Genomic DNA, 13,695 nt, shown 5'->3' on the forward strand with positions numbered 1-13,695 from the left:
GCGGGTGGTAGCTGGCGTCAGCCACTTACCACTTACCGACTCTTCGACTTACGACTCTCTTTTCACCTTATCTTGCCGCATGGATTCCTCAATTCTGATTATTGTGCTGAGTTTGTCGGTGCTCATTTCCTACGCATTCGACTTGTTCAGCAGCCGGTTCAACATGCCATCGGTGCTGCTGTTGCTGCTGTTGGGAATGCTCACGCGGCAGGCAATAAACTATTTCGTCGTGCAGGTGCCGTATGTCGACACGTTTCTGCCGACGCTTGGTACGCTTGGTCTGATTTTGATTGTTCTCGAAAATGGGCTTGACCTCGAACTGCACACCGAAAAGCTGAGTGTTTTGCGCCGGACGTTGCTGGCCTCGCTGCTGTCCATTGCCGGGGCCACGCTGCTCCTGGCCAGTGCGCTCTATCTGCTCCTGAACGATTCTTTTTACCACTGCCTGATTGCAGCCCTGCCATTCTCTATCATCAGCAGTGCGGTGGCCATTCCCGCCGTGGCTAACCTGTCGCTGGGGCAGCGGGAGTTCGTGGTGTATGAGTCGGCTTTTGCGGGTATCCTGGGCGTTATGGCCTATAATTTTCTGCTGTTGAGCCGCTATTCGGTCTGGAGCGCCGTCTGGATGTTCACCCGCGACACGCTGATTATGGCGTTGCTGTCGCTGGTGTGCTGTTTTCTGTTGCTGTATCTGATTGGCCGGATTAACCACCGTATCAAGTTCCTGCCCATCATTTCGGTCCTGTTTCTGGTCTACGCCATCGCCGAATTCAACCACTTATCCTCCCTGCTGCTGATCCTTATTTTCGGGTTGTTTCTCAATAATACCGAGCTGTTCGTTCGGGGGCGGCTGAGCTTAGTCCTAAAAAATGATCTGTTCGAGAAGGAACTGGAGCAGCTCAAAAACCTGACGGCCGAGGGTGGTTTTGTGGTACGAACGTTTTTCTTTCTGATTCTGGGTTATTCCATCGTGCCCCGCGCCCTGATCGACACCGACGCGCTGATTGTCAGCGCCTTGTTCGTTGCTTTAATCATCACCTGGCGCTGGCTGACGCTCCGAATCACGTTTCGGGGCCGGTCGAATCCGCTGCTCTGGATTGCCCCCCGTGGCCTGATTACGATTTTGCTGTACCTGAACATCCCCGAAGACTTGCGGCTGCTTGGGTTTCGTGAGGGCATTCCAGTACTGATTGTCGTGCTCTCGTCCTTAGTGATGGTCGCGGGTGTTCGGCGGGGAGTGAGTAATGAATAATGTAGAATGGGTAATGCATAATGAAGCGCGGCATAGCTTCATTATGCATTACCCATTCTACATTATTCATTCCCTAAATACCGCCAGAACGCCCAGAAACGTCGGCTTTCGAGATAAGTAAGGTCGTTGTCGTTGGCGAAGGCTTCGCGTTCGAAACTGATGTTGCGGTAAGCAGCATACCCGTCGCGGTATTGAAACCGACGGATGCCATACTCAACGACGTACCACAGGTAAAAGGGTAAAACACCCAGTTCCGCCTGCTGGCGCAGGTGAATCCGTTCGTGGTTGAGCAGGGTAGGGCCGGGGTTGGGCTGCCGCACCAAAATGAACGGAAACAACGCCATGCCGTCGGGTCCGAGGGTGGGAATATAAAGAATGAATCTGCGGTTTATTGCCAAGTGTGTAGTACCGAACCATCGGGATGCCGGGCCACCATCGAGGCAGCCGTTCCTTATTTTGTTGTTCCTTTGCCGTTGGTCTGTTGATTGCATGACAAAAAACGGACGGCTTCGGTTTCCTGATCTATGATTACGACCCTGCTCATTCTTTTCGTTGCCGGTTACCTGCTCATTACGCTCGAACACGCTATAAAAATCAATAAAACGGCTACGGCGCTCATCATGGGGATCGTCTGCTGGACGGTGTACGCGCTGTCCGACGCCAACGCCGAAACGGTTGGCCATCAGCTTGGCGAACACCTGACCGGCATTGCCGAAATTCTGTTTTTCCTGTTGGGGGCCATGACCGTTGTGGAGTTAATCGACGCGCACGACGGGTTTACCCTCATTACCGACCGCATTGCCAGCCGCAACACCCGTGTTCTGCTGTGGGTAATCTGCGGGCTGACCTTTTTTTTGTCGGCCCTCCTCGACAACCTCACGTCCGCCATTGTGATGGTGTCGGTGGCCCGCAAATTGATCCGCAATGCCGAGCAGCGCCGGGTCATTGCCGGTATGATTATCGTAGCGGCCAACGCGGGGGGAGCCTGGTCGCCCATCGGCGATGTGACGACGACGATGCTCTGGATTGGTGGGCAGGTTACGACGAGTAACATCATCCGCGAACTGCTGCTGCCCAGTTCGGTGGCGCTGGTAGTGCCCCTCGCGATTTTGACCCTGCGTTACAAACCCGAAACGCAGGTGGCCCGACAGACAGCTAAGCAGGGAATCAGCCGCCCGTATGTGACACCCACCGCCCGACGCGAACGCCGAACTATGCTGGCCATTGGGCTGGGCGGAATGGTGTTCGTCCCCATTTTCAAAACGGTTACCCACCTGCCGCCGTACATGGGCATGATGCTCGTGCTGGGGTGCATCTGGGTGGCATCCGAACTGTTGCACAGCGACAAGGACGAAGCCGAGCGGCATAAATTTACGGCGGCTTACGCGCTGAGCCGCATCGACGCGCCGAGCATCCTGTTTTTTCTGGGTATTCTGCTGGCCGTTGGAGCGCTGGAAGCAACGGGAGTTTTGCGCGGGCTGGCCGAATCGCTGAACCGGTCGGTTGGTAATCTGGACGTGATTGTGCTGCTGATCGGGCTGGTGTCAGCCGTGGTCGACAACGTACCGATTGTGGCGGCTGCCATGGGCATGTATGACCTGCAAACCTACCCCGCCGACGCTAAACTGTGGGAATTTCTGGCCTACTGTGCTGGTACGGGCGGTAGTTTGCTGCTGATTGGGTCGGCAGCGGGTGTGGCCGTGATGGGCATGGAGCGGCTGGCGTTCGGGTGGTATCTGCGTACCATCAGTTGGCTGGCCCTGATCGGCTACGTCGCTGGGGCGCTGGTGTACCTGGCGCAGTTCGCGCTGTCAGGCCAGTGAGGATGGTGGTTATAGGTGTTTCACCGCTCGTTGCTACCCAGCTGATCAAATTTAATACGCCGGTTGCCAATTGTGAAACCTCCCGGAGAAGACCCACCTTCAGCGGGAAGGTTATCACGAAAGTATAACGTTTTCTGGGCGTTGTTGCCAGGTTTGTTATCCGAAATGACCTTTGTGCGTACGGGTGCCGTTGAAATAGCCCACTTGACTCTGATGCCGTGATGAAACAGGTTTTAATTGTCGAAGACGACGCTGCCCTCGTTGACCTGGTGCGAATTCACCTGCACGATCTGCCCGCAACCCTGACGGTCGCCCGGTCGGGCCGGGAAGGACTGGCCTGGCTGGCTGAGCATTCGGTTGACCTTTGTATTCTGGACGTGATGCTGCCCGGTATGAACGGCGTCGAGATTTGCCGACGCATTCGGGAGCAGGACGCCATTACGCCGATTCTGATGTTGACTGCCAAATCAGAAGAGGGCGATAAAGTGCTGGGGCTGGAAGCCGGGGCCGACGACTACTTAACCAAACCGTTCGGTGTGCAGGAGTTCATGGCGCGGATGAAGGCGTTGTTTCGCCGGGCCGACCACGGCCGCACTGACGCAGCACCATCTGAACCGGCCGTTTACCAGTACAAAAGCCTGACCATCGACCGGGATAAACGGAGCGTACTGCTCGGCAGCAAACGCGTTGAACTGACGCCCAAAGAGTTTGAGTTGCTGAGTTTGCTGGTCAGACACCCCGGCAAAAGCTACAGCCGTAAAGAACTGCTGAGTCGGGTTTGGGGCTACACCTTTGAGGGCTATGAGCACACCGTCACTGCGCACGTGAATCGGCTGCGTACTAAAATTGAACCGGATTTCTCCCATCCCGTTTATATCCTGACGACTTGGGGTATTGGGTATCGTTTTGCTGAATCAGATCAACCGGAAACCGTATGAGTAAACCCCCCATCATTCCGTCCATGAACGGTGCTGTTACCACGAACCGGGTGTATATAAGCTTGTTCGGGCGGCTGGCGCTCACGTTCCTGCTGGTGCTTACGCTGCTGGCGGCTGTATACAGCTACCTGACGGTTTATTCGGCTAATCGGTATTTTGAAGCCACCTACCAGCGATTGAATAATGAGGTAGCCGCGCACATCGCCAAATTTGCCCGACCGTTTATCGACCAGGAAGTTAACCGGCGCGGGGCCGATGAAATTTTCTTCAACGCCATGGTCACCAACCCCAGCGCCGAAGTGTACCTGCTTGATTCTGTCGGTACAATTCTAATATATCACGCCCCCGACGAAAAAATAAAATTGCGCCGGGTGTCGCTGGTTCCGGTTCGTCAGTTTATTCAAACACACGGGCAGGCGTACATCAAAGGCGACGATCCCCGGAACGAACGGGAAACCAAGATTTTCTCGGCAGCCGAGGTCATTCGCAATGGTGAATTGCAGGGCTACGTATACGTCATTCTGGGCAGCGAAGAGTACGGATCGGCAATGGCAACCCTCCGGCAGGATTACGTGCTGCAATGGGGATTCAAAACCATGCTGATTACGCTGCTGGCGGCTTTGGCCATTGGTCTGCTGGCGTTTTACTACCAAACCCGCAACCTGCGCAACGTAGTCCAGACCATTAGTCAGTTCAGCCGGGGCGATTTCGCGGCCCGAATCCGGGCGCGGTCATCGAGCGAGGTAGCGCAGGTGGCCGATACATTCAATAATATGGCCGACCGCTTGGCCAGCACCATCGCCGATCTGCAGCGGTCGGAGCAGGTTCGGCGCGATCTGGTCGCTAATATTTCGCACGACCTGCGAACGCCCATCGCGGCTATTCACGGTTATGCTGAAACGCTGGCACTGAAGCCGGACCTGAACGACGCACAAACCAAGCAGTACGTCGGCGTCATCCTCCAAAGTACCGGGACGCTGATTAAGCGCGTCAATGAACTGTTTGAGTTGTCGAAGTTAGACGCGAAGGAGGCCCCACTTCAGCGTGAGCCGTTTATGCTGGCTGATCTCGTCACAGAGGTATTTGCCAAGTTTGAGTTGCTGACCCAGCGCAAAAACCTGGCCTTTGAGTGCCTCAACTGCGACCTGCCCTCGCCCTGCTACGCCGACGTGGGTATGCTGGAGCGGGTGATTCAGAACTTAGTCGAAAACGCCGTTCGGTACGCGCCCGACGGCAGTTTCGTACAGGTAGCCTTAGAACAAAAGGCGGAATTATTGATGGCGTCGGTCCTGAACGGTGCTCATGCGATCCCTGAGCCAGTTTGGGCGTATCTGAAAGGCGACGCGTCGGTCCGGCCACCCAACGTCGGGCTGGGACTGGCCATCGTCCGTAAGATTCTGAGCCTGCACCAAGCCGAATTATTCGTTGAGCAACGGGCCGACGGCAGCATACGTTTTTCGTTTGCGTTGCCGGTGTATGCCGCGCCCGTTTAGCCACTCATCTTTCGTAAGACGGTCGCCGTCCTCCCGCACTGGTTTGTATGCTTCAGCCACCCGCTCGTCGCGGATGGTGACAGGCGTATTTAGCCCAATCGGCTTGCCCAACCCGCTGTAAATGTTACACTTCTGTGATAACCTTATCGGTATCCTCCGGCTTTTTCTTTTGTGTCCAACGCATTGGCACACTCCCTTATTTTTCATTTTAAAACCAGTATTGTTTATGAAATCACCCGTCAAATATCTCCTGAGCGCTGGTCTCGCTGCCCTGTTCCTAACCGGCTGCAGCCGCGAAGCCACCCAACATACTCCCGCCCTCAGCCAGCAGAAGGGCAGCCTGGACGAGCAGGCCGCCCTGAGCGAAGCGGACCTCCTCCTCACTACGGTCGCCAAACAAACCGGCGTCAGCACGGCCTCGGCAAAGAACGCGCGGACGGCGGTTCGGTTTACCCCGGAGGAGAACGTGTTCTTCCCCAGTGCGCTGGCCATTAACTTCAACGCACCCCAGCCCACGGTCACGCTGCCGTTTTACAAAGGCATCGGACCCAGCGGCAACCCAACCTACTACATCATTACCGAAGCGGCCAACTTCTACGTGGCTAAACTGTTGGGCGTGAACTTCGCCCCAAAGCTCGTTTTTGGCCGCGATACCGAGGGAGCGCAGAACGTGACCCTGGAAAATGGCATGATTAAGTTTAAAGGCGACGTTGATTTCAGTCCCGAGCGAATTGTCAAGCCGGGTCCCGACCCCATGACCTTCCCACCGTCGGTGGCCCAGCCTGGTGCCGTCGGGGATGCCCAATACTCACCGTTGGTCGTGATGCCCAGCGGTTCCGTACTGAGTGTGTCCATCATTGCCAATGGCACCGGCACCCACGATCACTTGATGAGTATCGACTATGAGAAGTACACCGTCGTGATGGAGTTGCTGGACGGCTTCCATGCTGGGGCCAATTTCTTTTATCATTTAGTGACCGAATCGTCCGATAAGGGGGCGGCTACTATTGAACGGGGTATTTATGCGCCGAGGCTGGCTAATCTGCCCGAATTTGGTCGGAGTTTTCCGACCGATGAGTCGGCCTTGCTGGGCTTTGCCCCCTTAGCCAACGGAGAAACGGGTAACAGCAGTCCCAATCGCCAGGGACTTAATTCAACCATCCTGGATGGTAATCAGGCCGATCCGATCAACGTCTTCCCACTTGGCCCGGATAACAAAAAGCAATATGGAAATAACTACAGTCCCATGTGGGACGCTCACATCTACATGTGGACGCCACAGGCCATCCAGGCCGGTAAGCGCACCCGCGTCAAAAGCATTGAACAACTGACTCAGTTAGTTAAAGACGGCTTGGTGACTAACATTCCCGATAACACCGGCCAGCCCAACGGGTACGTAGCGGGGCTGAAACCCACGCGGGTGATCATTAACTGCGCAATCATAGCGCAACCGACCAATGCGCCCGTGAATCCGTAAGTGAGGGTTGCCATTCTTTGTTACTAAAGGGGCTTTGTTCCACTGAATTCAGTGGAACAAAGCCCCTTTATTCATAGTGTTCATCCAGCCGTACGAACCACTAAGCTATTTTTATAAATTCCTGATAAAGGCCTCCAACGCGTTCAGGTGATCGGAAAACGCCTGTCGGCCGGTGGGGGTGGCGGAGTAGGTTGTGTTGGGTTTGCGGCCGACGAACTGCTTTTGCACCGTTACGTAGCCCGACTCTTCCAGCGCCCGCAGGTGCGTGGCGAGGTTGCCGTCGGTGAGGCCGAGAAGTTCTTTGAGCGCGTTGAAACTTTGGGTGTCGTTGACCATCAGGACCGACATGATATTCAGCCGCGCTTTGCTCTCGAATGCCTTATTAAACTGAGCCAGCAGGTCTCTCATGCGGAGCATTTCGTTCGTATTTGTAATACATCGCCAAACCGTAGGCGATGTGCAGGACGCCGAACCCCAGGGCCCACGCCAGCAGGTTGTAGCCCGGCCAGAAGAGCGACACCAATCCCAGAACAACTTCGCAGTAGCCCAGCGACTCAACATCGCGCAGGGTGTATTTGCCGCCGTTGAGCAGCGCTAATCCGTAGAAAATCAGTGTTGCCGGGGCCACCAACCAGATCAAATTGTAATAGAGCAGGGCTAAACAAAATATGCCCCCCGTGGCCAGTGGCACAGCCATGGCCCACAGCAGCCGTTTGGAACTGGCATTCCAAACGGTCAGGCCCTGCCGACGCGCCTTGCGAACGGTAAAATACGTTCCGGCCAGCAGAGCCGCCATCAGCACGGCAAGGGCTACCGTCACTAAGAAGCGTTCGATGTCCGCGTGGGCTGAGTTGTCATACAGTTCAAGCCGGTCATAGCTCAGGATGCGGAACCAGTCGGTTTGTAGCCTACCGTAGACGACGGCCGCGCCCACCAGCGCAATGATTCCTGCCGACACACCCGACAGGCCGCTCAGCGACAGGAATTTGGCCGACCGTTCCATCAGGCTGCGGATCTCCGTCAGTGTTTGTAAATGTTCACGCGATTCGTGCATGGGGTTAAGTTTGTGGTTTGTCGTTTGTACGGTTCTCCGTTGATATTGCTACGCGGAGCAGTTATTCATTGTCCATTATTCATTAATTCAAGCCCCCGCCCGCCCAGTACCAGCAGGCCCACGATAACAGCGATGACGGCCACAATCAGCACCGCACCAGACGACAGGTCTTTGATGGCTTTTATCTGCGGATGCCAACCCGGTGACACAAAATCGCAGAGTTTTTCCAGAGCCGTGTTCATTGCTTCGGCCGCCCAGACTACCCCAATTTGCGTTAGAATAATTGCCCATTCCACGCGGCTCAACCGCAACCAGAACCCAACGGCGATTACCAGCCCGGCAATGAGCAGATGTACTTTGGCGTTGTTTTCGTACCGAAATAAATCCACAATGCCCTGCCCCGCAAACCGGAAGCTGCGCAGTACTTTACTGACGTTTATCATAGTCGACGTACCAGTGGAAAGCCACATACAGCACCGCCAGCACGAATCCGTAAGCCAGCGTTAGTTTGAAGCTCAGGTGGTCTTGGTACACCGTTGCCAACGCATCGACCAAAGCAAACGGTTTAGTCAGCACGTCCCAACTGTTCCACCGCCCAAACCGACCGAGGTAAATGCCGAAACCCGACAGCATCTGACTACCCAGCATAAGCGCCCACGTCTGCCACGGCCCCACAAGTGGACGCAGCATCCGGTGAACGATCAGGACGGAATATAAGCCCGCCAGTAAACCCGTTTGGGCAAACAGAAACAGCGTGATCGTGTCGAACCAGAGCAGCGAATCCTGAATGCTTTTAATATGAAACAGGTCAGTGATGATGTAGGGTGCGTTGGGCAAAAACGCCAGCCAGACCGCCAGTCCCGCGGCCAGCAGCCACCGATTCATAAAGCCGACTGCCCGCAGATCGCGCAGCACCAGCACGACGCCCAGCGGGAAAAACGCCAGGAACAGGTTCCAGGTTAGCATCACGAAAAACCACCAGTTGCCCGTCAGCAGACCCCGCGCCGTTACTAAGCTCAACCCAGCCACCGTCAGGCCCGCCAGTGCAATGAGTCCTTTGCCAGGCTTCATCTGGCCAGGCTGCTCCACCAGCGCACGGGTGAAGGGAGATAATGAGTGTTGCATAAATACTAAAGTACTTTGTAACGCAAAGTAAAGGGGTGGTCGGCCCCCAAACAATGAAATGAAGAGAAATTTTTTATACGGCAATAAACTGACAAATTGCGCAAGCTAATTATCAGCCCACGCCCGCTCGGGCGGCCCCGTTCAGACGTGGGGAATTAGTATGCCCTTCACCCAGAGATAAATGCTTACCCATAAAACACGATCCGTTTCAACGCCCGGCCGGGTGTGCCTGTTCGGTGAACATCAGGACTACCTGGGGCTACCCGTCATTGCTGCGGCCATCTCAAAGCGAATCTACCTAACGGCCCTTCCCCGGTCCGACCAGCGGGTTGTTATTCATTTGCCCGATGTTGGTCATACCGAATCGTTCGACCTGACCGGCCCGCTGGTGTACGTAACAAAACGCGATTACTTCCGAAGTGCTGTCAACGTATTGCGTCGCGAGGAGGGGGCCACCTTTTCTACCGGGTTCGACGTTACGGTCAGGGGTACGATCCCGATTAATGCCGGAACGTCGAGTTCGTCGGCACTGATCGTTAGCTGGGTCAACCTGCTGTTGCAACTGGCCGACGAACCCCTGACCCGCAGCCACGAAGCCATTGCCGACATTGCCTACCGGGCCGAGGTGCTGGAATTTGGCGAGCCAGGCGGCATGATGGATCACTATGCCACGGCCGTGGGCGACGTTATTTACTTAGAATCGCAGCCTGCTATTCAGATTAGACACCTTCGGCCAACGCTCGGCGCGTTCGTACTGGGCGACTCGCGCGAACCGAAAGACACGCTGGGTATCCTGAAACACGTAAAATTTGGAATGCTGGATGCGCTTAAAAAAATTCGGGCGTACCACCCGGCCTTCGATCTGCACACGGCTCCGCTGGAATCGGCTACTGACTACGCCCACCTGCTCACCGCCGATGAACGGAGTCTACTGTTGAGCAACCTGTCGGACCGCGACATTCTACGCGAGGCTCTCGATCTGCTCAACGCGCCGGTCATGGACGATGCTACGTTTGGCGCATTACTTAACAAACACCAGGATAACCTGCGGGATGCCAAGCGCATATCGACGCCCAAAATTGACCGGATGCTAACAGCCGCCATGCAGGCGGGGGCGCTGGGTGGTAAAATCAACGGATCGGGTGGGGGAGGCTGCATGTTCGCTTACGCCCCCCAACATCCGGAGGCCGTTGCCGAAGAAATTGAACGGGAGGGTGGACGAGCTTACATCATCACGGTTGACGCGGGAACACAGGTTGATTCGGGGGTGATACCTGAAAATTGATAAACGAAACGCCCGAATCAGCACATCGAAATTTCACAATACAGCGAAAAAATGCGAATCATTGGTAATCATTGAAAAGCTCAGAAAAATAAAATGTCTGTACATCATTTGCCTCTATTAAATTTTGCAAATTGACCGCTAAATAAAATTTCGCGCACCCATTCTTAGTAACCACCTAATCCAATTTTAATGCTATGTACAGACACCTACTACGATGTATCCTGGTCCTTCTACTGGTAACCGGGCCGCTCCGGGCGCAGGACCGGCAGCTCAGCGGCACCGTCCGCGACGACCGGGGGCAGGGTCAGCCCGGCGTAAACGTGCAGCTTAAAGGCTCCACGCGGGGCACCACCACCGATGCCGAAGGAACCTACCGGCTTAGCGTCGGCCCAACCGGCACGCTCGTATTCTCATCCATCGGGTTTGCTTCGCAGGAGGTCCCGTTTACCGATGCGCTGAGTCAGTTGGATGTACAAATGGTAGCCGATAACCGCCTGCTGAACGAAGTGGTGGTAACGGCGCTGGGCATCGAGCGGAGCGCCAAAACCCTCACCTACGCAGCCCAGCAGATCGACGGTGCTAAGCTGACGCAGGTTCGGGACGCCAACTTCGTCAACACGCTGTCGGGTAAGATTGCGGGTTTACAGGTGGTGCAGGGCGCGGGGGGCGTGGGCAGTGCGGCCAGGGTAACGCTGCGCGGCAATCGCTCGCTCAACGGCACCAACAACGCCCTGATTGTGGTGGATGGCGTCGTGTATGACAACTCTACCAACGGTACGCAGGTGGGAAACGACTTTGGGGGGTACAACGGCTCCGACGGCGCGGCCAACATCAACCCCGACGATATCGAGTCGGTCAACGTGCTGAAAGGCGCAGCCGGGTCGGTGCTCTACGGGTCGCGGGCGGCCAACGGCGTCATGATTATCACGACGAAGCGTGGCAAAGCCGGTCGGATAGCGGTCGATGTCAACTCGGGCGTGGTGAGCGAATCGCCACTATTGCTGCCCGATCTCCAGAATACCTACACGCAGGGGGCGGGGGGCGTCTCGAATACGACCGCCAGTGGCAGTTGGGGCGCAGCGGGCCAAACGTACCCCAACAACGTGAGCGACTTCTTCCGCCGGGGCACGTCGACCAACAATTCCATCGGCGTAACGGGCGGTACGGACAAAATGCAGACGTACTTTTCGTACACCCACAACTACAACCAGGGCCTGATTCCGAACAACAACCTGACCCGCCACACGCTCAATCTGCGCGTGAGCAACCAGATCAGCAGCCGGTTTTCGACCGAGGGCAAGATCACCTACATGCTCCAGGATATTGGCAACAAGGTCAAGGTGGGCGAGGAAAGTGGCATTGTCATGAACATCTACAAAATTCCGCGCAGCGTGGACCTGGAGTCTATCAAGACGTTCGAAACGCCCACCGGGGAGCCAACGTACTGGACCTCATCGTCGATCTACATGAACCCGTACTGGACCATCAACCGCGTCATCAACAACGAGAAACGCAACCGCATTACGCTGCTGGGGCTGGCCAACTACAAACTGACCGACTGGCTGACACTGACGGGCCGCATCAGCGTGGACCGGTATTTCGACCGCAACCTGCAACGGTTTTACAACCGGACGCTCCTATTTGCGGGCAATGGCGGTACGTTCACGGCCTTCGATACCGAAAATCTCGAACAAAATATCGACCTGTTCGCCCAGGGCAACAACCAGATCACTAAAGACCTGAAGGTAAACTATACTGTTGGCGGGCAATTCTCGAAGCGATTTAACCAGATCGTCGGAGCCACGGCCAATGGGTTGCAGATTCCAAACAAGTTCGACCTGACCTTTGCCCGTTCGCTGCAACCGATCGCGGGTCTGCAACTGCTGTCGCAGCGGCAGGTGAACGGCGTGTTTGTAAGTTCGACGTTCTCGTTCCGCGATTATCTGGTGCTGGACCTGACCGCCCGCAACGACTGGTCGAGTACGCTGCCCGCGCCCCACTCGTATTTTTACCCTTCGGTGGGTCTGACTGCCATTCTGTCGGACATGCTGAAGCTGCCCGACGCGATCAGCTTTGCCAAAGTCCGGGCGGCCTACACGCGCGTTGGTAACGATGCTTCGCCCTATTTGCTGGCTCAGACGTACTCGTTTCAGCAGGGTGGCGTCGGCGGATTCATTCAGCGCGACGCAACGCAGGCCATTCCTGATCTGAAGCCAGAATTGACCAATTCGCTCGAAATTGGTATCGACTGGCGGTTCGTGCAGAACCGGTTCGGTATCGACCTCACGTATTATAAGACTAACACCATCAACCAGTTGCTTCGGTTAGGCCTGGCGCCAGCATCGGGGTTCTCTGAGCAGTACGTGAACTCGGGTAATATTCAGAACACGGGTATCGAAGTGGCGCTGACGGCGAAGCCCATCACCGGCCGCGCCCTCACCTGGGACATGACGCTGAACTTCTCGCGCAATGTGAACAAAATTATCTCGCTGCATCCCGACATCAAAAAGGCTCCGCTGGCGGGTGGTTTCGGGCGAACGTCCACGCCGGTGGTCGCGGAGGGTGGTGCGTACGGCGACATCGAAACGCAGTTGTGGCAGCGCGATGCGCAGGGCCGGTTTGTGGTCGACGCCGTCGGCAAGCCCGTTGTCACCACCGCGCAGGTAGCGGTGGGCAACTTCAACCCTAAGTTTCTGATGGGATTCCAGAACACGTTTAACTACCGGGGTTTCACGCTCGGTGTCCTGTTCGACGGGCGGTTTGGCGGAGTTATCACGTCGGGAACGGAAGCGAATCTGGCGTTCGACGGCAACTCAGCCTACACGACGGCTTACCGCGAGGGTGGCTGGGTGCTGCCCGCCGTAACGGCCACGGGCGAAACCAACACCAAAGCCATCAACGCCGAAACGTTCTGGACTACGGTGTCGGGCGGTCGTTATTCGTGGGGTGAGTTCTTTACCTACGACGCGACCAACGTGCGGCTTCGTGAACTGACGCTGGGCTACAATTTTAACTTCTCCGGCAACTTCATCAAACGGGCGAGGCTGTCGGCGGTGGCGCGGAACCTGTTCTTCCTGTACCGCGGCAAGGCCATTCTCGATCTGCCGGGCGTACCGGAGCGTCGGCTTTCGTTCGACCCGGACATCAGTTTGGGCGCGGGTAATTTTCAGGGCGTCGAATACGGCAACGTACCGGCTTCGCGCTCGGTCGGTGTCAATCTCCAACTATCATTCTAATCGTAGAAATAA

Annotated in this window: 12 protein-coding genes; 7 read left to right on the forward strand and 5 right to left on the reverse strand. The window is 55.9% G+C overall.

Annotated elements, in window-relative coordinates; all coding sequences use genetic code 11:
* The first annotated feature begins 79 nt into the window (after positions 1–79).
* Complete coding sequence (locus tag ACYVHB_RS24675) at positions 80–1,252, forward strand: sodium:proton exchanger (RefSeq protein WP_461054484.1); 1,173 nt, start codon at positions 80–82, stop codon at positions 1,250–1,252.
* 62 nt (positions 1,253–1,314) lie between these two features.
* Here ACYVHB_RS24675 and ACYVHB_RS24680 read toward each other — a convergent pair whose 3' ends face one another.
* A complete protein-coding gene (locus tag ACYVHB_RS24680) occupies positions 1,315–1,596 on the reverse strand; it encodes a hypothetical protein (protein WP_461054551.1) in 282 nt (93 codons plus the stop codon).
* 180 nt (positions 1,597–1,776) lie between these two features.
* On the opposite strand from ACYVHB_RS24680, the gene nhaD reads away from it, so the two are divergent.
* The 4 genes from nhaD to ACYVHB_RS24700 all read left to right on the forward strand — a co-directional run bounded on the left by nhaD (position 1,777) and on the right by ACYVHB_RS24700 (position 6,983).
* Positions 1,777–3,075 (forward strand): sodium:proton antiporter NhaD, encoded by a 1,299-nt coding sequence (gene nhaD / locus ACYVHB_RS24685; RefSeq protein WP_461054485.1) that lies wholly within the window; start codon positions 1,777–1,779, stop codon positions 3,073–3,075.
* A gap of 221 nt (positions 3,076–3,296) precedes the next feature.
* Entirely contained in the window at positions 3,297–4,013 is a 717-nt protein-coding gene (locus ACYVHB_RS24690) for a response regulator transcription factor (protein ID WP_461054486.1), read from the forward strand.
* Entirely contained in the window at positions 4,010–5,506 is a 1,497-nt protein-coding gene (locus ACYVHB_RS24695) for a sensor histidine kinase (protein WP_461054487.1), read from the forward strand. The genes ACYVHB_RS24690 and ACYVHB_RS24695 overlap by 4 nt, the downstream gene beginning before the upstream one ends.
* A 226-nt stretch (positions 5,507–5,732) precedes the next feature.
* Entirely contained in the window at positions 5,733–6,983 is a 1,251-nt protein-coding gene (locus ACYVHB_RS24700; RefSeq protein WP_461054488.1) for a DUF7482 domain-containing protein, read from the forward strand.
* Positions 6,984–7,094: 111 nt separating this feature from the next.
* On the opposite strand, the gene ACYVHB_RS24705 is transcribed toward ACYVHB_RS24700, so the two are convergent.
* From ACYVHB_RS24705 to ACYVHB_RS24720, 4 genes are all read right to left on the reverse strand, one after another.
* Positions 7,095–7,391: a winged helix-turn-helix domain-containing protein gene (locus ACYVHB_RS24705; protein WP_461054489.1), complete on the reverse strand. Its 297-nt coding sequence runs from the start codon at positions 7,389–7,391 to the stop codon at positions 7,095–7,097.
* A complete protein-coding gene (locus tag ACYVHB_RS24710; protein ID WP_461054490.1) occupies positions 7,366–8,037 on the reverse strand; it encodes a hypothetical protein in 672 nt (223 codons plus the stop codon). The genes ACYVHB_RS24705 and ACYVHB_RS24710 overlap by 26 nt, the downstream gene beginning before the upstream one ends.
* A gap of 65 nt (positions 8,038–8,102) precedes the next feature.
* Complete coding sequence (locus ACYVHB_RS24715; protein WP_461054491.1) at positions 8,103–8,480, reverse strand: diacylglycerol kinase family protein; 378 nt, start codon at positions 8,478–8,480, stop codon at positions 8,103–8,105.
* Positions 8,464–9,108: a DUF1361 domain-containing protein gene (locus ACYVHB_RS24720; protein WP_461054552.1), complete on the reverse strand. Its 645-nt coding sequence runs from the start codon at positions 9,106–9,108 to the stop codon at positions 8,464–8,466. Before ACYVHB_RS24720 ends, ACYVHB_RS24715 begins: the two co-directional genes overlap by 17 nt.
* A gap of 235 nt (positions 9,109–9,343) precedes the next feature.
* Between ACYVHB_RS24720 and ACYVHB_RS24725 the strand changes: the two genes are divergently transcribed.
* Together ACYVHB_RS24725 and ACYVHB_RS24730 are read left to right on the forward strand one after the other, a co-directional pair.
* A complete protein-coding gene (locus ACYVHB_RS24725; protein WP_461054492.1) occupies positions 9,344–10,447 on the forward strand; it encodes a mevalonate kinase family protein in 1,104 nt (367 codons plus the stop codon).
* Between the two features lie 194 nt (positions 10,448–10,641).
* Positions 10,642–13,683 carry a SusC/RagA family TonB-linked outer membrane protein gene (locus ACYVHB_RS24730; RefSeq protein WP_461054493.1) on the forward strand — a complete coding sequence of 1,014 codons (3,042 nt, stop codon included), beginning with the start codon at positions 10,642–10,644 and terminating at the stop codon, positions 13,681–13,683.
* The last annotated feature ends 12 nt before the right edge of the window (positions 13,684–13,695 follow it).

The organism is Spirosoma arcticum (assembly GCF_054779955.1).